We start from the raw sequence: 21,180 nt of genomic DNA on the forward strand, positions 1-21,180 counted from the left end.
CAGATAATTTGATCTTGCTCCCCGCCATAGCCGATTGCATCTCCAGTATCTTGCTCCATCGTTCTTCTGCGCCCGTTGCTTTCACCAAACTTACTGTGGCCATTGCCCCTGCATTCACTAACGGGCTTAACGGTTTTCCGTTATGAAGCTCTAACGCCATCACCGAATTAAATGGTAGTCCAGTCGCATCAGCGCCAATTTTTTCATGCAACACTTTACTGCCATGCTGATTAAGCGCTAATGCCAACGTCATCACTTGGGAAATCGACTCTATGGCAAATTTATATTCTGTATCGTCAATGGCATGCATATGACCAGATACCGATACAAAGCACAGCCCAGTCAAATCTGATGGAACTTGCGCCAATTCTGCCGCGACGAGTGAAACGGGCGCAGAAGAACGATGGAGCAAGATACTGGAGATGCAATCGGCTATGGCGGGGAGCAAGATCAAATTATCTGCACAAGTTAACAAATCAGAGCAGAGCACGAACACGCATAACAAAGCGATTGCTCTGCTTCTTGGGGCCTCAAAATGCATGTACTCTGATCCTTTTGAAGCGTGTGATGTGTATACCAGGCAATGCTCTACGCTTTTTAATTGTGTTGATCTTGCCACAATGGGGGCGTGTCTTGCCAACGGCGGCGTTAATCCTGTTACTTCAGAAACGGTTTTAAAGAATTCATTGGTTCCTTCCTTGTTGGCAGAAATGACAACAGAGGGATTGTACGAACGCAGTGGGGACTGGGCATTTGAGGTGGGGTTACCTAGTAAAAGTGGCGTAGGGGGCGGCTTGGTTGCCGTTATTCCCAATGTTGGGGCGCTGGCAGCGTTTTCCCCGCCTTTGGATGAAGCCGGAAACAGTGTTCGAGGTCAGTTGATGATCAAGTCTGTTGCAAACAAAATGGGATGGAATATTTTTAATGCACGCGTAAATGAATAACATTTACGAGTGCATGAGTAATGTCAATGATGGGTGAATAATATGTGGGAAAAGTACGGATATATTATAGCATCATTGATGGTGTTACTTAATAGTATATTAATATTTGACGTCGCTTTTGGTGCAAATCAATCTTTTGATATTATTTTTTTAATTGATGATATTTCAAAGCTTAACTTTGAAACGATAAAGAACTTGCCTTGGCTATTGCTTGGCGTCTTTCAATTGTTAAATTGCATTGGACTATTTTTCAAAGCAAGAGCTGCATGGGCGATGAGCTGTATTTTGCTGATCGTTTATCTCATATTTACTGCCCAGTACTTTCCTAATCTCACTGTTAACTTTTCATTAGGTGTATTGACGCTGTTTGTCATGTTTTTTTTACGAAAGCATTTTCATCATAGCAGTACAGCAGCAGGTAGTATCGTTGCTTTTATCAGTATTATCATTCTTATTATCTACTCTACTTATGGCAGCTTGTACTTTGGAGACGGGTTTAAGCCAGAAATTGATTCGCTGACAACGGCGTTCTATTTCTCTCTGGTTACGATGACAACGGTGGGGTATGGTGACATTTTGCCAGTGAGTGATTCTGCGAGACTTTTTTCTGCCTCCATGATTACTGCTGGGATTGCCATTTTTGCAACATCATTGAGCACCGTGCTTGGTCCATTACTCAATAAAAGTTTTGGTAAGTTAATTCAGGGAGATAGAAAAGTGATGGAAAGGAAAGATCATTTTATTATTTGCGGTACCTCTACAATGGCCATGAATACGGTGCTTCGATTAAGAGAGCGCGGTTTGGCAATTACGATTATTACTATTCGACCAACCGATGAATTTCAGCAAATTGAACAAAGTCTGGAAGGAAAGTATGACATTATATCCGGAGACAGCTGCGATACATCAGTGTTAAAGAGTGCGGGATTAGAAAACTGCAAAGCGATTCTTGCTCTCACTGACACCGATGCAGACAACGCATTTATTGTTCTGTCTGCAAAGGATCTTAATCCAAATGCAAAAACGGTGGTAATTGTCAATGATAGTAAAAACATGAACAAAATAAAAAGAGTTCAGCCTGATGTTTTATTATCGCCACAATTACTTGGCAGTGAGGTGCTCGCTCGGTTATTAAATGGAGAGAGCATGGATAACAACGATTTAATTTCTATGTTTCTTGACTCTGGAAAGTAATACTAACGAGCTGAAAAAAGATGGCGCCCCCAGTAGGATTCGAACCTACGACCTGTCCCTTAGGAGGGGACTGCGCTATCCAGCTGTGCCATGGGGGCGTTAATTCAGATACGTGGTGTATGATATAAAAAAACAGTCACATAACAAGACTCTGTTCATGTTTTTAAAGCACTTTGTTCATTACGTCACCAATCTGTACGCTTGATGCCAGATTTGGCTGGTCAATGGTCAGCTCTGCTTCGTGCTCGTAGAGTCGTGAAACCGTTAACGTGATAGCGCTCTGCGAGACTTTATTACGTGGCAGACCCTTTTGGTCGATGAAAGAGGCGGTATGCCACAATTGCAGCTTGTCGCCTTCTTTCACGCCGTGCATGCGACCGAGATCCATGGTGACTGTATTACCAAACACGGCTACTACTTCTGGTAAAGTGATTTTGCAAGACAGCTCTGATTCTAAGTCGAGCATAATATTACGGCTTACACGCAGCATCATTTCACCGTAAGTGGATGCCCAAAAACGTGCGCTGCTTGTATCGACTTGACTGGTTTTGGCAAATGGCCAACGCGCGACTTCACGGTAGTTTTTTTGGTAAACCTCGTGACCGGTTTTTCCATCGTAAACCTTTATTTCCAATGCAAACTGTCGATTGATGATATCATCTTTAAGCACTTTAGCATCAACCGTCGCCGTCAGGTCGGTGACTTCTCCGCCAATGATGTACTGTGCACCGTTGTCCTGGGCGATCATTTGGGTTCGCTCTGGATAGTGGCTATGGATTGAATAATCGGTTGTGCCAACCGAGACAAAGCTACGAGAAGTTTGGTCCAATTGGCGGTTTACTACATCACTGAAATCATCACCCACACGGTAAATTTGTCCCATCACTGCTTGCTGCGGTGACACGACGTCGATGTTGCCGACCAACACGGTTTTCTTATATTGATTCACGTGGCAACCCGTTGCCGATGGATAGATATCCACACGGATCTTCATTTCCATTTTGCCACGGCGTTTGCGCTCTGATTCCACCAAGATGTAGCGTACTTCATGATTAGTGAATAGGTACTCTTTGCGGTTTTCTTCTAGCAGTGGCATCAAATTGCTAATGCTGCCAATATCTGCGCCCGAAAAATTGACGGCTTTGAAGAGTGCATCCTCTAATGCGTGCAACCTTGCCGCTTCATCTGAAGAAACGATCGTGGCAATGCCTGTCACTTCATACCATGACGCTGCCGTACGAAATGGCAGAAGTAATATAAAAGTAATTGAAATTACGCTAAAAAATATTTTTTTCATTGTTTCTTGCCGTTTGGGTATAGATATTGCTTTATCAATTGCAATGAAGTTTGGTGGCTTTTTGTAAGTTTGACAACAGAAGAAAGCAAGGACTGTTCCAATATTGCATTTCTCGGCAGAGAAGTAATCAAAAAAACAGTGACACCTAAGATTATCTGGAGAATCAAACCATGAAAAGATGGCTTGTTGCCGCATCGATGATGACGCTTTTGACATCGTGCGCGTACTCACCAATTTACAATGGTAAAGAACCGTATTCCGGCAGCCAGTTCATGCTCATGGACAGCCCACGCCACACAATGGACTTCTTTATTGAAAGCATGACGGAAGAGTTGATGGTTTCAAACGTAGCGGTGTCATCACGTACACCTGTTGCGATTACATCATTTGTTGATTTGCAAAATATGGATGCGACTAACTGGTTGGGTAACTCGATATCGGAAGGGTTTATTCACCAATTCCAACGTCGTGGTTTTAAGGTCGTGGACTTTAAAACGACAGGGTCTATTCAGGTGACTCAACAAGGTGACTTTGCTCTAAGTCGTGATTGGCAAGATTTGGCGCATGAACAACAAATTCAATACGTACTGACTGGAACGATGTTACGTCAGGAAGGTGGCGTTTTAGTGAATGCACGTATTGTCGGTATGCAAAGCCGTATTGTTGTGGCTTCAGCACAAGCATTTTTGCCAGCAGATCGTATTGGCCGTGATTTAGATACACTGAATAGTATCCGTACTCAAGACGGGGTATTGATTCGTTCTGATCCTACCATTCGACAACCATACACTGTGATTCTCCGCCCGTAGGAAACAAGCATGAAAAAGTTATTATTTATTCTAGTGACATTGGTGCTGGTGGGCTGTCAGCCATTACAACAGATGCGCCAAGATGATATTTTAGTTGCGGTGGGCTACGCGAGCGTGAGTGAGCAAACTGGCCGCACGGTAGAAGAGAAGCGTGTTCGTGCTATGCGTGCGTCGAAGATTGATGCTTACCGAGAGTTAGCTGAGCAAGTGTATGGTATGCGAGTAAGCGGCCGTGCTGAGCTAGAAGATCAGCGTCTTGGTATTGAAACGACAACGGGTGCCGTTGATGGTGTGATCCGTGGGGCGGAGGTCGTGCGTAGCTATCTAGTTGAAGACAGTTACGTTACTGAGCTTCGTTTAGACATCCGTAAGATGGATAAACTGCGTGATTACGGTGAAGTACAACAGGTACCTGAGAAGCGTCAGCAGACCTTGTTTTAACCCATTTCTACGAATCAGGTAATTTTTTCTAGCGACTGATTGGCAACAATTGGTTGCTTTTTTATGTGCGACATTCAGTGCTAACAGGGATGGGCAGGAGAGCAAGGCGCGTTTTTAGGCTTTGATGTTCGTGCCGAGCGTTGAGATGGTATGAGTTTTACCGCCGGCATTGTAGGTCATGCCGATCTTACCGTGGGTATGCTGAAGCATATTGTTGAGCTTGTTGAAGCTCAATTGAGCACGGTTGAGCGATTCCCCATTTATTTGATTGGTGTGTTGGCAATCGAGGATGATGGATTGGATCTGTGCGACAACCTGACTTAGGTTTGCGTCATCAGTAAGTTGATTGACGTGCGGGTGAGAGGCAATTCGTTGATCGGTGGTTCTCAGTTGATCAATGAGTGTCATTTTTTCTTTGGCAAATTTCTCGATCTCAGAAGAGACACGAGCGGTGATCGCTTGTGTTTCTTGGCGTAACACACCAGAAAGTGCTTTTGCATTTTCCAGCTGGAAGTTAACAAGATCGACTAATGCTGCCATCAATACTTACCTTGGGCCTAAGTCAGTTAGCTTTTGCCTTGCAATTCGTTTTCAAACTTAATCATATTGTCGGCCAGTTTTTCTGGATCAACTTTGTATGAGCCGTTTGCGATTGCTTCTTTAATTGCCGCTACTTTTGCACTGTCATAAGCTGGAGATGCAGCCATATCCTTTTGCAGCTTGCTGACGGCCTTACCTTGCTGGCTCAATGAGACGGCGTCTTGTTGTGCTAGCGCTTTTTTTGATTCCGTGGTGCTTGTCGCCGTAGAATCATTACGGGCAGGTGAGCGACTTGTCGTCGTCATCTGGCCTGAGCGTATATTATCTATACTTACCATATTTCAACCTTAAATTCGTATCGTAATACTGGTATCCAGACTATCGACCATTAGCAAAATAACTTTAGGGAATTTTTGCATTTTTATTGTACATTTTTCCATCACCGCCAGTAAGTTATCAAACAGGACTAAAAGGTGATGGTGATTTCCGCAATGCCAGTCACAATGCCTTCTATTATACGTTGGGACTTGTCATTTTTCACTCTTACTTGATCACCAGTGGAACCATCCTGTAATGCCGTACCTTTAGTGGTAATGGTCATGCCTGATTTCACCGCTTTGATCGTCACTTTTTCATTGCGGCAAACCACACACACATCATTGCGCTCGACCACATCACCCAAGCGTACATTGCGTTTTAGTTTTGCCCCAATCACTTGTTCCTCGCGAGTAAAGCCATCTTTACGAAAGCGCTGTAATTCGATCATCGATGTAGTGATATCCGAAGCACTGATGATTTCGCCACGCCCCAGTTGACGAGTCGCAACGATCATTGGTACAGATGCAGAAATCCGAACCGGAACATACACCTTCCAGTTATCGATCGGACACTCAACTAATACATTGATATTACTGCGTGTGCTACTGGTTGAAGATGCAGACGTAGTAAGGGGCTCAGGGCAATCAGTGGCTCTAATACGTGGATCAATATTTGCCGCGCCCACTGACAATTCTCCTCCGACTGGTTGCTCGACCGTGGTAAGAATATGTTGCTCGGCAGCGGTTCTAATTTGTTCAAGTTGGTTTTCTGTTGCTGACTGCACAAAAAAGCTAAACATACTGAGCATAATGCCGATAGACTTAGCGTACTTTGTGATGACTGCTCTACCTATAGTCATAGTCAATGGTGTCGCTATTATATTATGGTGCGCCATACTGTTTCCCTGGTATTATGCCTGCCAGTCGTAGAGTATCATTTAAAAACAAAAAGTTTGAGATGGAGATGAGCATATGACGGGGATTCTTGATTCGGTGAATCAGCGTACGCAACTCGTCGGCCAAAACCGATTGGAGCTACTGACTTTTCGGTTGATGGGACGACAGCGCTACGGTATTAACGTATTCAAAGTAAAAGAAGTACTGCAGTGTCCTAAATTGACGTTATTGCCAAATCTACACCCTCTAGTAAAAGGTGTTGCTCATATCCGTGGCCATACCGTGTCAGTGATTGACTTGAGTTTGGCGATCGGTGGTCGCCCAACCACAGACATCGATAAATGTTTTGTTGTGATCGCGGAATTTAACCGAACTATTCAAGCGTTCTTAGTCTCTTCAGTTGAGCGCATTATTAACATGCTCTGGGAAGCGATTTTGCCGCCGCCTGACGGCGCAGGTAAAGCACATTATCTAACCGCAGTAACCAACATCGACAACGAGCTAGTAGAAATCCTGGACGTTGAGAAAATCTTGGCAGAGATTGCACCGGTAGACGAAACCATGGATTCGACCATTGGTGAAGAAATCGCTCAAGCAGAGCAGGCGAAGCCGATAGTACGCCGCATTTTAATCGCGGATGACTCAACGGTCGCTCGTAAGCAAGTGGAACGAGCGATTAGCGCCATCGGATTTGAAGTGATCTCGGTGAAAGATGGTAAAGAAGCATACAATAAGCTGCTAGAAATGGCGCAAGAAGGTAGCATCTACGATCAGATTTCTTTGGTCATTTCTGATATCGAAATGCCAGAAATGGATGGCTATACGTTAACCGCTGAAATTCGCAGAAATGCAGATTTGAAGAACCTTTATGTTATTCTTCACTCTTCATTGAGTGGTGTCTTCAACCAAGCGATGGTCGAGCGAGTAGGGGCAAACTCCTTCATTGCGAAATTTAACCCAGGTGAGTTGGGGAACGCAGTTAAATCTGCATTAATACAATAAAAGAGACATTAATGACTGCTATTACAATCAGTGATCAAGAGTATCGTGACTTTAGCCGTTTTCTAGAATCACAATGTGGCATCGTATTAGGTGACAGTAAGCAATACCTCGTACGCAGCCGATTGAGCCCACTGGTGACTAAGTTTAAGCTCGCATCGTTGTCTGATTTGCTGCGTGATGTCGTAACAGGGCGCAATCGTGAACTGCGTATTGCTGCAGTGGATGCAATGACGACGAACGAAACATTGTGGTTTCGAGATGCTTATCCGTTCACGGTATTAGCTGACAAACTCTTGCCGGAGATGGCGGCAAATAAACGACCAATTAAGATTTGGTCAGCGGCTAGCTCTTCTGGTCAGGAGCCGTACTCAATGGCGATGACGGTGCTAGAGACACAGCAACGTAAGCCTGGATTGCTGCCTAGCGTATCGATCACGGCTACCGATATCTCTTCAAATATGTTGGATATGTGCCGTGCGGGTGTTTACGACAACCTTGCTTTGGGGCGTGGTCTTTCACCAGAACGTCGCCGTACGTTCTTTGAAGACGCAGGTGATGGACGCATGAAAGTAAAAGATAACGTAAAACGTATGGTGAATTTCCGTCCTCAGAACTTGATGGACAGTTACGCCCTTTTAGGGAAATTCGACATTATTTTTTGTCGTAATGTCTTGATCTACTTCTCACCAGAGATGAAATCGAAAGTGCTGAACCAAATGGCAAACAGCTTAAACCCTGGTGGTTACCTGCTGTTGGGTGCTTCGGAATCGCTCACTGGTTTGACCGACAAATTTGAAATGGTGCGCTGTAATCCAGGTATTATTTACAAGTTAAAGTAGCGATAAGCTAAAATAGCGGACTCTTTTTAAAACAATGAAGCCTGACCTTGTTTCAGGCTTTTCTTTTTGTTCCTTTCCATCCCACCATTTCGTTACTCATTTCTGCGTTTCTCCTCGTTAAAGATCTGGCCATTTTTGCCTTCAATGCATCAAAGGGTGTATATTTTTTAGTGAGTCAGATTGATTAACTGACTTGATATGACATTCAATCACCTACTTTGGCTTGCTTATTGCGATCCATTACGTTGATAACCAAACGGCAAAACGGCACATCGCTTTTTGGCATGCTAATTGCTTTTGGTTACTAATGACGGTCAGTTCTTAATGTAGAGGCAAACATGGCTATTTCTTTTGACAATGCACTAGGTATTCACCAACACACGGTGGGTGTACGCGAGCGCAACGCGGAGGTGATTTCCACCAACATCGCGCAAGCAAACACGCCTGGCTACAAATCAAGAGGTTTAGACTTTACTAAGGAATTACAGGCGGCAAGTTCAGGGGCAAGCATCGGTCTTAGCCGAACGGATGGTCGGCACATTCCTGCCACTACTACGTTGACGGGGGATAAACTATATCGTCTTCCTACTCAACCAGATACAGGCGATGGCAATACAGTTGATTTGGATTTAGAGCGTAACTTGTTTATGCAAAACCAAATTAGACACCAAGCCTCGCTAGACTTTCTAGGCGGCAAATTCAAGAACTTAACCAAAGCAATCAAAGGGCAATAATTTAGATGAGCTTATTTAACGTTTTTAATGTGACAGGTTCTGCAATGAGCGCTGAGTCTGTTCGTCTGAATACTACCTCGAGCAACTTGGCCAACGCCGACAGTGTCAGCAGCTCTGCGAAAGACACTTACAAGGCGCGTCATGCTGTGTTTGGTGCTGAGTTAAGTAATGCCATGCGTGGCGGTGATACGGTGCCGGTGAAAGTTCTGGGTATTGTAGAAAGCGATAAACCGCTGAATGCGGAGTACAACCCTGATCATCCCCTTGCAAACGAAGAAGGCTACATCTACAAGCCAAACGTGAATGTAATGGAAGAAATGGCAAATATGATTTCAGCTTCTCGCGCTTACCAAACCAATGTGCAAGTGGCTGATTCTAGTAAACAGATGCTGCTGCGTACGCTGCAGATGGGTCAATAGGGTAAGGGGGTAGCGTATGGCCGGAATTAATAACATTGGTCAAAGCGGCTTGTCCTACATCGACCAGCTTAAAAGCCTACAAGAGAACAAAAAAGCCAACGAGAGCACAGGTAAGCAGGACCTGAAACAGGAAGACTTCCTATCTTTGCTCACTAAGCAATTGTCTCAGCAGGATCCTTTTAAGCCGGTAGGTAATGACCAGATGATTGCGCAAATGGCGTCATTTGCGACCGTAGATGGTATCGGCAAGATGAACTCTCAGTTTGAGAGCTTAAACTCGTCAATGACGTCAAACCAAGCATTGCAGGCTTCCTCTTTGGTTGGTCGTGACGTTTTGGTCCCAGGTGCGGCGGGTGTGAAGCAAGACAATGCGAGCATGGCGGCAATGGTGAAGCTTACACAGCCACTCGATAACCTATTTGTTCGAGTGGAAAACGAAGCTGGCCAACTGGTGCGTACTTTTGAGGTAGGTGCGAAACCAGCCGGTGACACTCGTGTGCTTTGGGACGGTAATGATGAAAACGGAAATCCATTACCTGCTGGCAAATACAATGTGAAAGCGTCTGGCTTGGTCGAAGGGACATCGCAAGAGTTTCCAGTATCGACTTATGCGAACGTGAATAGTGTGTTGCTAGGTAAGGGCGACGGAAACGTATTACTCAATCTGGCAGGCTTTGAATCGCCAGTTCGACTTGCAGAAGTGTTGGAAGTCGGCAAAGCGTAATCAATAGCATGTTAGATTAGGAGATTTTGGAATGTCATATGTATCTTTAAGCGGTCTGTCCTCCGCTCAACTGGATTTGAACACCACAAGTAATAACATTGCGAACGCCAACACCTACGGTTTTAAAGAGTCTCGTGCGGAGTTCAGCGATGTGTATTCAAACTCTTTGTTCACTAACGCAAAGACCACACCGGGTGGTGGTGCGCAAGCAAACCAAGTGGCGCAGCAGTTTCACGAAGGTTCAAGCATTTATACCAACAACCCAATGGATTTACGTGTAGCGGGCTCTGGCTTCTTTGCGGTGGCAAAAGAACGCATGGTGCCACAACAGAATGAATTGACCCGTAATGGTGCCTTTCATTTGAACAAAGATAACTACATGGTAACGGCCAACGATGAGTTTTTGCTTGGTTACGAAGTGAATAAAGACACAGGTGACGTTCTCTCTTATGAGCCTCAACCACTCAAAATTCCTGCTGAATTTGGTAAGCCAAAGCAGACAGCAAATATTGAAGTGGGCGTGAACTTGCCGGCAAATGGTGATTTGAAAGATCCAACCCAATTCGATTTTTCAAATCCAGAGACCTATAACCGTTCTACGTCTTCAACGATTTATGACTCGATGGGTCAATCTTACAAGTTAACGACCTACTACTTGAAAGATCAAACCCAGCCGAACACGTGGCAAACTTACTATACCGTAACAGACAAAGCAGGTGAGAAACCGCTAAACGTTGCTAATGGTGATGCTGCAACGCAGACGGGACACATTGGCCACACAATGAAGTTCAACAACGATGGTACGTTGGCAAGCTTGAACAATGGTCAGCCAATCACTTCTGTTGCACTGGGTGACCCAGCAACAAATGGCAGTCCGGTGGATCTAAATGGTGCCGATCCAGCACAGACGCTTAACTTCGGTCTAAATTCAGCGACTCAGTTTGCCGCGCCGTTTGAGCTAACCAAGTTTGATGAAGACGGTGCAACCACGGGCTTCTTAACAAAGATCGATTTTGATGAGTACGGTAGCGTATTGGGTACTTACTCAAACGGTGAAAACGTGACGTTGGGGCGAGTGGCATTAGTACGAGTTCCTAACGAACAAGGCCTAGATAAGAAAGGCGGCACTCAATGGGATTCAACTCAGTTTTCTGGTGACAAGATCTGGGGTGAGTCAAACAAAGGCTCTTTTGGCACGATCAACAACGGTACGTTGGAACAGTCAAACATTGATATGACTCAGGAGTTGGTGGATCTGATTTCTGCTCAACGCAACTTCCAAGCAAACTCACGTGCGCTAGAAGTACACAACCAACTGCAACAAAATATCCTGCAGATTCGCTAGGGCGCTAGGCCGATAGTTCGATAATCTGTTTCATCAAACGCTGCGTGCGCTTGCCGCTTCGTTTGATAATAGTATGGCATTCATCTAATGCTCAACCGGAACACACCTCAGTTCAGGTTGAGCTTGTTTTGATCTCCTGTTTGCCGCTGTTGCCGCTCGGTGGTTAAAAACCTTGCCTCTCCTTCGGTATATTCATCTTAAATTACTTCCGATAATCCGCGCATTTCAACTCAACTCTTTGATTAATAGTGACATTTTAATGTTGGCATAGCTTTTGCTGTTTACTCCATGGTACAGAGAATTTTTGGAGTAATTTATGGATCGCGCACTGTTTCTCGCAATGAGTGGCGCCAAGCAAAATATGCAGGCCCTGCAATTGCGTGCCAACAACCTGGCAAACGTAAGTACGACTGGCTTTCGTGCTGATTTAGCTCAAGCTCGTTCTATGCAAGCTTATGGTGAAGGTCACCCTTCGCGTGTATTCAGTATGACAGAACGTCCTGGGCATAACTTTGCTCAAGGCAGTGTGATTACGACAGGCCGCGATCTCGATATTACCGTTGAAGGCAGTGGTTGGATCTCTGTTATGGATCACACCGGTAAAGAAGGTTTGACGCGTAACGGTAATCTAAAAGTGGATCAAAACGGTTTACTGACTAACGCAAGTGGTCACGTGGTGCTTGGTGAAAACAACGCACCGATTACCTTACCTGTTCCTGTCTCAAAAATTGAAATCGGTCGTGATGGCACCATCTCTGTACTGCCTCAAGGTGCGCCGGCTGAAGAATTAGCCGTGGTTGATCGTATTAAGCTTGTGCGTACAGACGATCAAAGTTTGTTTAAAGATACCAATGGCTTATTTCGCCACAAAACTCCAAATCAGCCTTACGAAGCAGATGGAACCATCAGCATCCAAACTGGTGCAATTGAAGGTAGTAACGTCAACGCCGTAGGTGAAATGACCGCACTGATTGATCTACAGCGTCAGTTTGAAATGCAGGTCAAAATGATGAGCACCGCTGAAGAGATGGATAAATCTTCAGATTCATTGCTTCGTATGAGTTAACAGAGTTAGAGGTTCACAATGCATCCAGCACTATGGGTAAGTAAAACGGGTCTAGACGCTCAGCAGACCAATATCGCAACGATTTCGAACAACTTGGCGAACGCTTCAACCGTGGGCTACAAAAAGAGCCGTGCAGTATTCGAAGATTTGTTTTACCAAAACATCAACCAACCAGGTGGTCAGTCATCTCAAAATACAGAGCTTCCAAGTGGCTTAATGCTAGGGGCGGGTTCTAAAGTCGTGGCAACGCAAAAGGTGCACACCCACGGTAACGCGCAAACCACGACCAACGCATTAGATATGATGGTGGAAGGCGATGGCTTCTTCCAAGTCACGATGCCTGACGGCAATATCGGTTACACCCGTAATGGTCAATTCACGTTAAATGGTGAAGGTACACTGGTGACCTCTGGTTCTGGCTACCCGGTAGAACCAGAAATTGTCATTCCTGAAGACGCGATTTCTATCACTGTTGGTACCGATGGTGAAGTGTCGGTGCGAGTACGAGGCCAGCAAGACAATCAGGTTGTTGGACAGTTGACGATTACGGATTTTGTTAACCCAGGCGGCTTAGAGCCAATTGGTCAAAACCTTTACTTACCAACAGGCGCAAGTGGTGACCCACAAGAAGGTGTCCCTGGTCTCGATGGTTTGGGTGAGATCCGTCAGTCGATGTTGGAAGCATCCAACGTGAATGTGACTGAAGAGCTGGTCAACATGATTGAAGCGCAGCGCGTGTATGAAATGAACTCAAAAGTGATCTCATCGGTTGATAAGATGATGAGCTTTGTGAATCAGCAGTTGTGATAACTAGGACGAATAATTAAGGAGCCAATGATGAAACGTATTTGTCTACTTGCACTTATCGCCACGATGTCTGGTTGCACAATGCTCGACCCCATCGAGACGGTTGAAGTGACGCAAACGACCACCGTTGTGGATGCGGTTGAAGGTGATAAATCGCAAGAAGAGAGTAGCGGCATCATTGACACTTTACGTGGCAGAACGGATCCGGTCGCTGGCGATCCTGCGTGGGCACCGATTCACCCTAAACAGAAGCCAGAGCATTACGCTGCGGCAACAGGTTCATTGTTCAGCGCTGAGCACATTACCGATCTTTATGATGACTCTAAGCCGCGTGGTATCGGTGACATCATTACTGTAACGCTAGATGAAACCACACGTGCGACTAAGAGCGCGAACGCGGACTTATCGAAAACCAACGATGCAACGATGGAACCTCTGTCTGTCGGTGGTCAAGAGCTGCAAATTGGCGGCAAATACAACTTCTCGTACGAACTAAACAACACCAACACCTTCGTCGGTGACTCTTCTGCTAAGCAAAGCAACAGCATTAGCGGTTACATCACGGTGGAAGTGATTGAAGTGCTGGCAAACGGTAACCTTGTGATCCGTGGTGAGAAATGGATGACGTTAAATACTGGCGATGAGTACATTCGTTTGAGCGGTACAATTCGTCCTGATGATATCAACTTCGACAATACGATTGCGTCAAACCGTGTATCTAACGCAAGAATTCAATACTCAGGCACAGGCCTAGCACAAGATATGCAAGAGCCGGGCTTCTTGGCACGATTCTTTAATGTCGCTTTGTAAGACGCCGCAAATGACGGCAAATTGACGGCAAGAGATTAAGTAAGCATGAAAAGAATCTTATTAGCACTGCTGAGCGTTTCACTGTTTGCAACCTCAGCCCAAGCTGCACGTATCAAAGACGTCGCGCAAGTGGCAGGTGTGCGTAGCAACCAACTTGTGGGTTACGGTTTGGTCTCAGGCTTACCCGGTACTGGGGAATCTAACCCGTTTACAGAGCAAAGTTTTGCGGCCATGCTGCAAAACTTCGGCATTCAAATGCCGCCAGGTACCAAGCCAAAAATTAAAAACGTTGCCGCTGTCATGGTAACGGCAGAGCTTCCTCCATTTTCAAAGCCGGGTCAGCAAGTTGATGTGACCGTTTCTTCTATCGGCAGTGCGAAAAGCCTACGTGGCGGTACATTACTACAAACGTTTTTGAAAGGTCTTGATGGACAAGTTTACGCGGTTGCACAAGGTAACTTGGTGGTAAGCGGATTCAGTGCTGAGGGCGCGGACGGTTCAAAGATTGTCGGTAACAATCCAACAGTAGGCCTTATCTCTAGTGGTGCAATGGTCGAGCGCGAGATACCAAGCCCATTTGGCCGTGGCGATTACATCACCTTTAACCTACTTGAATCAGACTTTACTACAGCGCAGCGCATGGCTGATGCAGTGAACAGTTTCCTTGGCCCGCAAATGGCGAGTGCCGTCGATGCCACATCGGTCCGCGTGCGTGCACCACGCGATGTAAGCCAACGAGTCGCATTCTTGTCAGCCATCGAAAACTTAGAGTTCGACCCGGCTGATGGCGCGGCGAAGATCATAGTGAACTCTCGTACGGGTACTATCGTTGTTGGCAAGCATGTTCGTCTTAAGCCTGCGGCAGTGACGCACGGTGGTATGACGGTAGCGATTAAAGAAAGCTTTAATGTGAGCCAACCAAACGGCTTCTCGGGCGGTCAAACGGTGGTTGTGCCAGACTCTGATATCGAAGTGAACGAAGAGAAAGGCAAAATGTTTAAGTTCGAACCAGGCTTGACGCTTGATGATCTGGTTCGCGCAGTCAATGAAGTAGGCGCTGCACCTTCTGACTTAATGGCCATTCTACAAGCATTGAAACAAGCTGGCGCTATTGAAGGCCAGCTGATCATCATCTAATCGATTAGGAGGTGAACGGTGGTAAACAATCCTAACGATATCGGCTTTATTCATGACATCAGCTCGCTAGATTCACTGCGTCAAAAGGCAGTAAAAGAAGGCAAAGAGGGTGAACAAGAAGCGCTGCGCGCTGCGGCTCGTCAGTTTGAATCTATCTTTACTTCGATGATGCTAAAATCGATGCGCGAAGCCAATGAAGGCTTCGAATCAAATTTCATGAACAGTCAAAATGAAAAGTTTTATCGTCAAATGCTGGATGAGCAGATGGCCAGTGAGTTGAGTGCGTCTGGTTCAATGGGCTTGGCTGACATGATTGTTCAGCAGTTGACGGTTGGTCAGAGCAACGACAAGAGTGAAACGGCAATGCGCGATGCGGTAAACAATGCGGTGGAATACCGTCGTGTGGATCCGAAGAAAGCGCGTGAAATTGAACAACGCTTGATCGAATCCGGTCAACTGTCTCGCTCTGGGTTAGACATTGCGCGCCCGGAGTCAGAACCATCTCGTTTTGATACACCTGAATCTTTCGTTAATTCGATGAAGCCATACGCAGATCGTGCGGCAAAAGCATTAGGTGTTGAGCCTTCATTATTGCTTGCTCAAGCCGCTCTAGAAACGGGTTGGGGACAAAAGGTGGTGCAAAACGCACGTGGCAGCAGTAACAACCTGTTCAACATCAAAGCGGATCGTAGTTGGCAGGGTGACAAAGTCACCACCCAGACACTGGAGTTTCATGATAATACCCCAGTGAAAGAGACTGCGGCCTTTCGCGCTTACTCTAGCTACCAAGACAGCTTTAATGATTATGTCCGTTTTTTGAGTGATAATCCTCGTTACGAGACCGCACTTCAGCAAGGTGGTGGCTCTGAAGCATTTATTCGTGGCATACATAGCGCAGGTTACGCCACGGACCCTCACTACGCGGACAAAGTTCTGCAAGTGAAGAAAAAAATCGAAAGCATGTAACTCACGTTTTTAACGGTGATATATCTTCGACATTGTCACATTCAATTTCCCTAAGGCTTGCTCAATCGCAAGCCTTTCTTTTTAGCTGTTGAACCTCTGATATAAATTGGCACACCTTTTGCTAATTCCTATTTAGGTGATCGGTTAATACCGATTTTATTTCGTTTTTTGGGGGCATGTATGGCGTCAGATCTTCTGAATGTAGGTACTCAAAGTGTGCTTACTGCTCAGAGACAGTTAAATACGACTGGTCATAATATTTCTAATGCTAATACAGAAGGTTACAGCCGTCAGTCTGTCATACAAGGCACCAACGATCCGCGTCAATTTGGTGGTTCTACCTACGGCATGGGCGTGCATGTGGAAAATGTTCGCCGCTCTTGGGATGAGTTTGCCGTGAAAGAGCTTAATCTCTCCACCACTAACTATGCGAATAAGCTCGACAACGAAAAAAATCTTGATTTGCTTTCAAGCATGTTGTCATCGGTGGCATCGAAGAAAATCCCAGAGAACCTCAATGAATGGTTTGATGCGGTGAAAACCATGGCGGATACACCAAATGATATGGGCGCACGTAAAGTCGTATTGGAAAAAGCCAAGCTACTGAGTGATACCCTAAACGAATTTCATGAGACTGTGCGCCGGCAATCTGATGTGACGAACAAATCGCTGGATATGGGGATTGAGCGCGTGAACCAACTGGCGGTCGAAATCCGTGATATGCACCGCTTAATGATGCGCACTCCAGGCCCTCACAATGATTTGATGGACCAACACGAAAAATTGGTCAAAGAGCTTTCCGAATACACCAAAGTAACGGTCACACCGCGCAAAAACTCAGAAGGCTTCAACGTCCATATTGGCAATGGTCATACGCTCGTTTCAGGCACAGAAGCCAGCCAACTTAAGATGATTGATGGCTCTCCAGATGTACACCAACGTCGCCTTGCTATGGTGGAAGGTGGCGGTATCAAAGCGATCAAGTCAGATGACATCGACGGCAAAATTGGCGCACTGCTGAATATGCGCGATGAGCACATTCCACAAGTGATGGATGAACTTGGCCGTCTGGCTACTGCATTTTCTAGTGAAATTAACCATTTGCAATCGCAAGGTTTGGATCATAACGGCAATGTGGGCGACCCGCTGTTTACCGATGTGAACTCAGAGGTACTGGCTACGTCTCGCGTGATTACTGGGCCGCAGTCTACTGCGGATATGGCGGTCTATATCGATAATATTAGCGCGTTGAAGGGCGGTGAATATTCCCTGCGTTATGATGGCGACCGCTACAGCGTGACTAAGCCAAATGGCGAGACGATTAAAGTTGACACCGTTTCATCCAGTAATGCGTTTTACCTTGATGGTATGCGGGTAGAAGTGCGCAACGAGCCTAAAGTCGGTGAACAAGTATTGCTTCGTCCAACTCGTAGCAGCGCTGCACAAATGAAAGTGGAAACGACGGATCCAAAAGCGATTGCGGCACAAAGTTATGAAGCCTCGACGACGTTTGCTCAAGGTAATGCAAAATTCGAAATCATCGATGCCGGAGATCTGCGTGAGTTTGAAGTTGTGGTATCCCCAACAGGCGATCAATTTGCGGTTACGGATACCCAAGGTAATGTGATCATGGCGCCCCAACCGTATCCACCAAGTGGTTCAGTGTCTGTTTCTCTCCCGAGTAATCACCCAGGTTACAAAAACGGAGCAGAGACGGTATTTGAACTGAGCAGCGGTGCGCTGGCGAATGATAAATTCACCGCTAACCTTGTCCCTTCTGAAGGTGATAACGGCAACTTGCGTAAGATGCAGAATATTCAGACAGACAAAAAAATGAATGATAACGAGTCGACGATTTTGAGCGTGTACTTCAATCTGAATACCGATGTCGGTTTGAAAACGTCAACGGCGACGCGTTTGGCAGATGTTGCACGGTTAGAAAGCGAAGCGGCGCAAGAGCGCATGGCATCGATCTCAGGAGTTAACCTGGATGAAGAAGCGGCCAATATGATGAAGTTTCAACAGGCATACATGGCATCTTCTCGTGTGATGCAAGCGGCAAACGACACCTTCAATACCATCTTGCAATTGCGATAAAGGGGGCCATAGATGTTAACTCGTATTTCTAGCTTCCATAATTACCAGTCGGTGCAAAATGATCTGCGCCGTCAGGAAAATAAAGTACACCATAATCAGGCCCAACTGGCGTCGGGTAAGCAACTCACCAAACCGAGTGATGATCCGCTAGCGACTCACTATATTCAAAGCATTGGCCAACAAGAAGAGCAACTAAAACAGTACCTTGATGCGATAGTGTTAGTGCGTAATCGCCTAGAGAATCAAGAAGTTGTGATTGCGAATGCGGAGCAATTTACCGATGAATCAAAACGCATTTCGATGGAAATGATCAACGGTGCCTTTTCTCCGGAAGATCGAGCGGCGAAAAAGCGCGAGCTAGAAGAAATTGCCGATAACTTTTTGGCCTTAGTAAACACCCAAGATGAATCGGGAAACTACGTGTTTGCGGGCACAAAACCAAAGAGTCAGCCATTTTTTCGTGACTATGATGGCAGTGTGCAATACACCGGTGACGATTATCAGCGCAAGATGAAGATTGCTAGCAACATTGAGTTGGGGATTAACTATCCTGGCAACCATCTTTTCACCCAAGTTCCAAACCCATTTGGTGATTTTGAACCGCAGTATGACTTGAAAGATGGTTCTGAACTGCTGCTTTCCCAGGCATTGAGCCGCTCACGCGACGAATCTAACTACAAGATTACGTTTGTTGATATGAGTAATGGCAAGTTTGGCTACCAGTTGGAGAAAAACGGCAGTATCGTGCAAGTGGACGATTACTCTCCGGTTGTGGGCATCTTATATGAAGGTGTCAACATTCAGCTGAAAGGTCAGGTCACTGCGGGCGACAGTCTGACTCTTGAGCCAAGAAAGGCATTTAGTATTTTTGACTCGTTTAAAGAAACCATGAAATGGTCAGAGAGTTCGGTATCAGATGCATCTGCAACGGCAAAACTGCATCAAATGACAGAAGAGTTTCGCGCTGCGTTTGTTCATATGAACAAGGTGAGAACGGATATCGGTGCCAAGCTAAGTACGCTCGATATCCAGGAACAAAACCACGAAGATTTTAACTTATCTCTGGCGAAAGCGAAGAGCAATTTTGAGGACTTGGATTATTCCAAAGCGGTCATTGAGTTCAGTGAGAATTCACGTGCGCTCCAAGCCTCACAACAAGCTTTTGGTAAAACGAAAGACTTAACCCTGTTTAATTACATCTAACGTTAGCGATCATCTCTCAGTCGCATGAACTCCGCCCCTTATGTGCCAAGCCTTAAGTGCAAGAGCTTCGATTGAAGCGCGACAGAAGATGGACCTACGGCATGTTTTTACCGAAAGCGGCAATGTATAGGTGGCAAAGTGAGCGGCAATGGTTAAACAGTGAACGAAGAGTTATTCATCACGGAAAATAAACACGGCTAAACCTCTCAAGATGCATGCAATATTCTGTTTATTCACTGGTTTTATTGTTTTGCGGTTTTGAATTTTCAAGTTGGCATACTAATTGCTATGATGATGTCAGAACAGGTTTACGAGATTCTAAACCCTACCTTGGGGCAGATTTAGTCAGTAATTTATACGGTCAGTGCCTTTCCAAATGAGAGTAAAGCTGGCCGCTTCGCATGAGCTTGCGAACTCAAAAGGAGAGCAAAATGGCTGTAACAGTTAGTACCAACGTCTCCGCGATGACCGCGCAGCGTTATTTGAACAAGGCGACCAACGAACTTAATACCTCGATGGAACGTCTATCTTCAGGTCATAAGATCAACAGTGCAAAAGATGACGCTGCAGGTCTTCAGATCTCGAACCGTCTAACGGCACAGTCTCGTGGCCTTGACGTAGCGATGCGTAACGCGAACGATGGTATCTCGATTGCCCAGACTGCCGAAGGTGCAATGAACGAGGCCACGTCGGTGATGCAGCGTATGCGTGACCTAGCTTTACAGTCATCAAACGGTACTAACTCACTAGCAGAGCGTCAGGCGATTAATGAAGAATCGATGGCGTTAATTGATGAGCTAAACCGTATTGCTGAAACGACGTCATTCGGTGGTCGCCGTCTGCTTAATGGTTCATTCGGCGAAGCAGCATTCCAAATCGGCTCTAACTCAGGTGAAGCCATGATCATGGGATTGACCAGTATTCGTGCTGATGATGAACGTATGGGCGGCATGACGTTCTTGTCTGAAAATGGTAAAGGCAAAGATTGGGGCGTTGATCCAACCAAAGCAGATTTGAAAATTATCCTTCCTGGGTTGGGTGAAGATGAAGATGGCAATGTTGATGATCTAGAAATCAGTATTAACGCAAAAGCTGGCGATGATATTGAAGAACTGGCAACGTACATCAATGGCCAATCTGATATGATTAACGCATCGGTGAGTGAAGACGGTAAGCTACAAGTTTTTGTTGCTCACCCGAACGTGCAAGGCGCTATTTCCATCTCTGGTGGTCTTGCATCTGAGCTAGGTTTGAGTGATGAAGGCGTTGCAACAGCGGTACAAGATATCGATATGACGACCGTCCAAGGTTCTCAGAATGCGGTTGCCGTTTTGGATTCTGCCCTGAAGTATGTTGATTCTCAACGTGCAGATTTAGGTGCGAAGCAAAACCGTTTGAGCCACAGCATCAACAACTTGGCGAACATTCAAGAGAACGTTGAAGCGTCGAACAGCCGAATTAAAGACACGGACTTTGCGAAAGAAACCACGCAAATGACCAAAGCGCAAATTTTGCAACAGGCAGGTACTTCGATTCTTGCTCAAGCAAAACAATTGCCAAACTCTGCGATGACGTTATTGCAGTAGTTTACC

The 21,180-nt window shown here is 45.7% G+C and carries 22 protein-coding genes, 1 tRNA gene and 1 pseudogene; 18 read left to right on the forward strand and 6 right to left on the reverse strand.

The genetic code is table 11. The features are described from left to right. The coding region (locus tag ACVA54_RS12600) for a glutaminase (RefSeq protein WP_446644452.1) at window positions 1–412 on the reverse strand (412 nt) is incomplete at its 3' end. Between ACVA54_RS12600 and ACVA54_RS12605 the strand changes: the two are divergent. Both ACVA54_RS12605 and kch read left to right on the forward strand, forming a co-directional pair. Further along, window positions 390–944: pseudogene (locus ACVA54_RS12605) on the forward strand (glutaminase); the annotation flags it as partial. The gene ACVA54_RS12600 and the pseudogene ACVA54_RS12605 sit on opposite strands and share 23 nt — an antisense overlap. Before the next feature lie 42 nt (window positions 945–986). Then, window positions 987–2,138 carry a voltage-gated potassium channel protein gene (gene kch, locus ACVA54_RS12610; protein ID WP_182852595.1) on the forward strand — a complete coding sequence of 384 codons (1,152 nt, stop codon included), beginning with the start codon at window positions 987–989 and terminating at the stop codon, window positions 2,136–2,138. A gap of 21 nt (window positions 2,139–2,159) precedes the next feature. On the opposite strand, the gene ACVA54_RS12615 is transcribed toward kch, so the two are convergent. Next, a tRNA-Arg gene (locus ACVA54_RS12615) sits at window positions 2,160–2,236 on the reverse strand. A 65-nt stretch (window positions 2,237–2,301) separates the two neighbouring features. Further along, entirely contained in the window at window positions 2,302–3,435 is a 1,134-nt protein-coding gene (locus ACVA54_RS12620; RefSeq protein ID WP_446649661.1) for a flagellar assembly protein FlgT, read from the reverse strand. 170 nt (window positions 3,436–3,605) lie between these two features. On the opposite strand from ACVA54_RS12620, the gene ACVA54_RS12625 reads away from it, so the two are divergent. Both ACVA54_RS12625 and flgP read left to right on the forward strand, forming a co-directional pair. Further along, window positions 3,606–4,244 carry a FlgO family outer membrane protein gene (locus tag ACVA54_RS12625; RefSeq protein ID WP_099079266.1) on the forward strand — a complete coding sequence of 213 codons (639 nt, stop codon included), beginning with the start codon at window positions 3,606–3,608 and terminating at the stop codon, window positions 4,242–4,244. Between the two features lie 9 nt (window positions 4,245–4,253). Beyond that, a complete protein-coding gene (gene flgP / locus ACVA54_RS12630; protein WP_099079267.1) occupies window positions 4,254–4,685 on the forward strand; it encodes a flagellar assembly lipoprotein FlgP in 432 nt (143 codons plus the stop codon). 114 nt (window positions 4,686–4,799) lie between these two features. Here flgP and ACVA54_RS12635 read toward each other — a convergent pair whose 3' ends face one another. The 3 genes from ACVA54_RS12635 to flgA form a co-directional block, all read right to left on the reverse strand. Further along, window positions 4,800–5,225: a flagella synthesis protein FlgN gene (locus ACVA54_RS12635; RefSeq protein ID WP_099079268.1), complete on the reverse strand. Its 426-nt coding sequence runs from the start codon at window positions 5,223–5,225 to the stop codon at window positions 4,800–4,802. A gap of 26 nt (window positions 5,226–5,251) precedes the next feature. Continuing rightward, window positions 5,252–5,563 (reverse strand): flagellar biosynthesis anti-sigma factor FlgM, encoded by a 312-nt coding sequence (gene flgM / locus ACVA54_RS12640; protein ID WP_099079269.1) that lies wholly within the window; start codon window positions 5,561–5,563, stop codon window positions 5,252–5,254. 128 nt (window positions 5,564–5,691) lie between these two features. Beyond that, window positions 5,692–6,438, reverse strand: coding sequence for a flagellar basal body P-ring formation chaperone FlgA (flgA, locus tag ACVA54_RS12645; RefSeq protein WP_099079270.1), 747 nt, complete (start codon window positions 6,436–6,438; stop codon window positions 5,692–5,694). Between the two features lie 76 nt (window positions 6,439–6,514). Between flgA and ACVA54_RS12650 the strand changes: the two genes are divergently transcribed. The 14 genes from ACVA54_RS12650 to ACVA54_RS12715 all read left to right on the forward strand — a co-directional run bounded on the left by ACVA54_RS12650 (window position 6,515) and on the right by ACVA54_RS12715 (window position 21,174). Beyond that, on the forward strand, window positions 6,515–7,441 hold the full coding sequence (locus ACVA54_RS12650) for a chemotaxis protein CheV (RefSeq protein WP_099079271.1): 927 nt from the start codon (window positions 6,515–6,517) through the stop codon (window positions 7,439–7,441). Between the two features lie 11 nt (window positions 7,442–7,452). After that, window positions 7,453–8,280, forward strand: a complete 828-nt coding sequence (locus ACVA54_RS12655) for a protein-glutamate O-methyltransferase (RefSeq protein ID WP_446640824.1) — start codon at window positions 7,453–7,455, stop codon at window positions 8,278–8,280. 338 nt (window positions 8,281–8,618) lie between these two features. Continuing rightward, on the forward strand, window positions 8,619–9,014 hold the full coding sequence (gene flgB, locus ACVA54_RS12660; protein ID WP_446649662.1) for a flagellar basal body rod protein FlgB: 396 nt from the start codon (window positions 8,619–8,621) through the stop codon (window positions 9,012–9,014). Window positions 9,015–9,019: 5 nt separating this feature from the next. Next, entirely contained in the window at window positions 9,020–9,433 is a 414-nt protein-coding gene (gene flgC / locus ACVA54_RS12665) for a flagellar basal body rod protein FlgC (RefSeq protein WP_099079274.1), read from the forward strand. 16 nt (window positions 9,434–9,449) lie between these two features. Then, entirely contained in the window at window positions 9,450–10,157 is a 708-nt protein-coding gene (gene flgD / locus ACVA54_RS12670) for a flagellar hook assembly protein FlgD (RefSeq protein ID WP_099079275.1), read from the forward strand. A 31-nt stretch (window positions 10,158–10,188) separates the two neighbouring features. Next, entirely contained in the window at window positions 10,189–11,502 is a 1,314-nt protein-coding gene (gene flgE / locus ACVA54_RS12675; protein WP_099079276.1) for a flagellar hook protein FlgE, read from the forward strand. Window positions 11,503–11,818: 316 nt separating this feature from the next. Then, a complete protein-coding gene (locus ACVA54_RS12680) occupies window positions 11,819–12,568 on the forward strand; it encodes a flagellar basal body rod protein FlgF (protein WP_099079277.1) in 750 nt (249 codons plus the stop codon). Window positions 12,569–12,586: 18 nt separating this feature from the next. Next, window positions 12,587–13,375 carry a flagellar basal-body rod protein FlgG gene (gene flgG / locus ACVA54_RS12685; RefSeq protein WP_099079278.1) on the forward strand — a complete coding sequence of 263 codons (789 nt, stop codon included), beginning with the start codon at window positions 12,587–12,589 and terminating at the stop codon, window positions 13,373–13,375. A 30-nt stretch (window positions 13,376–13,405) separates the two neighbouring features. Further along, window positions 13,406–14,185, forward strand: a complete 780-nt coding sequence (flgH, locus tag ACVA54_RS12690) for a flagellar basal body L-ring protein FlgH (RefSeq protein ID WP_099079279.1) — start codon at window positions 13,406–13,408, stop codon at window positions 14,183–14,185. A 45-nt stretch (window positions 14,186–14,230) separates the two neighbouring features. Beyond that, complete coding sequence (locus ACVA54_RS12695; protein ID WP_099079280.1) at window positions 14,231–15,322, forward strand: flagellar basal body P-ring protein FlgI; 1,092 nt, start codon at window positions 14,231–14,233, stop codon at window positions 15,320–15,322. 18 nt (window positions 15,323–15,340) lie between these two features. Next, on the forward strand, window positions 15,341–16,288 hold the full coding sequence (gene flgJ / locus ACVA54_RS12700; RefSeq protein ID WP_119463710.1) for a flagellar assembly peptidoglycan hydrolase FlgJ: 948 nt from the start codon (window positions 15,341–15,343) through the stop codon (window positions 16,286–16,288). Window positions 16,289–16,468: 180 nt separating this feature from the next. Further along, window positions 16,469–18,385: a flagellar hook-associated protein FlgK gene (gene flgK / locus ACVA54_RS12705; RefSeq protein WP_446649663.1), complete on the forward strand. Its 1,917-nt coding sequence runs from the start codon at window positions 16,469–16,471 to the stop codon at window positions 18,383–18,385. Window positions 18,386–18,397: 12 nt separating this feature from the next. After that, window positions 18,398–19,588 carry a flagellar hook-associated protein FlgL gene (gene flgL / locus ACVA54_RS12710; RefSeq protein WP_119463708.1) on the forward strand — a complete coding sequence of 397 codons (1,191 nt, stop codon included), beginning with the start codon at window positions 18,398–18,400 and terminating at the stop codon, window positions 19,586–19,588. Window positions 19,589–20,019: 431 nt separating this feature from the next. After that, a complete protein-coding gene (locus ACVA54_RS12715) occupies window positions 20,020–21,174 on the forward strand; it encodes a flagellin (protein WP_446649664.1) in 1,155 nt (384 codons plus the stop codon). The last annotated feature ends 6 nt before the right edge of the window (window positions 21,175–21,180 follow it).

This window comes from Vibrio sp. PNB23_22_6 (assembly GCF_052877535.1).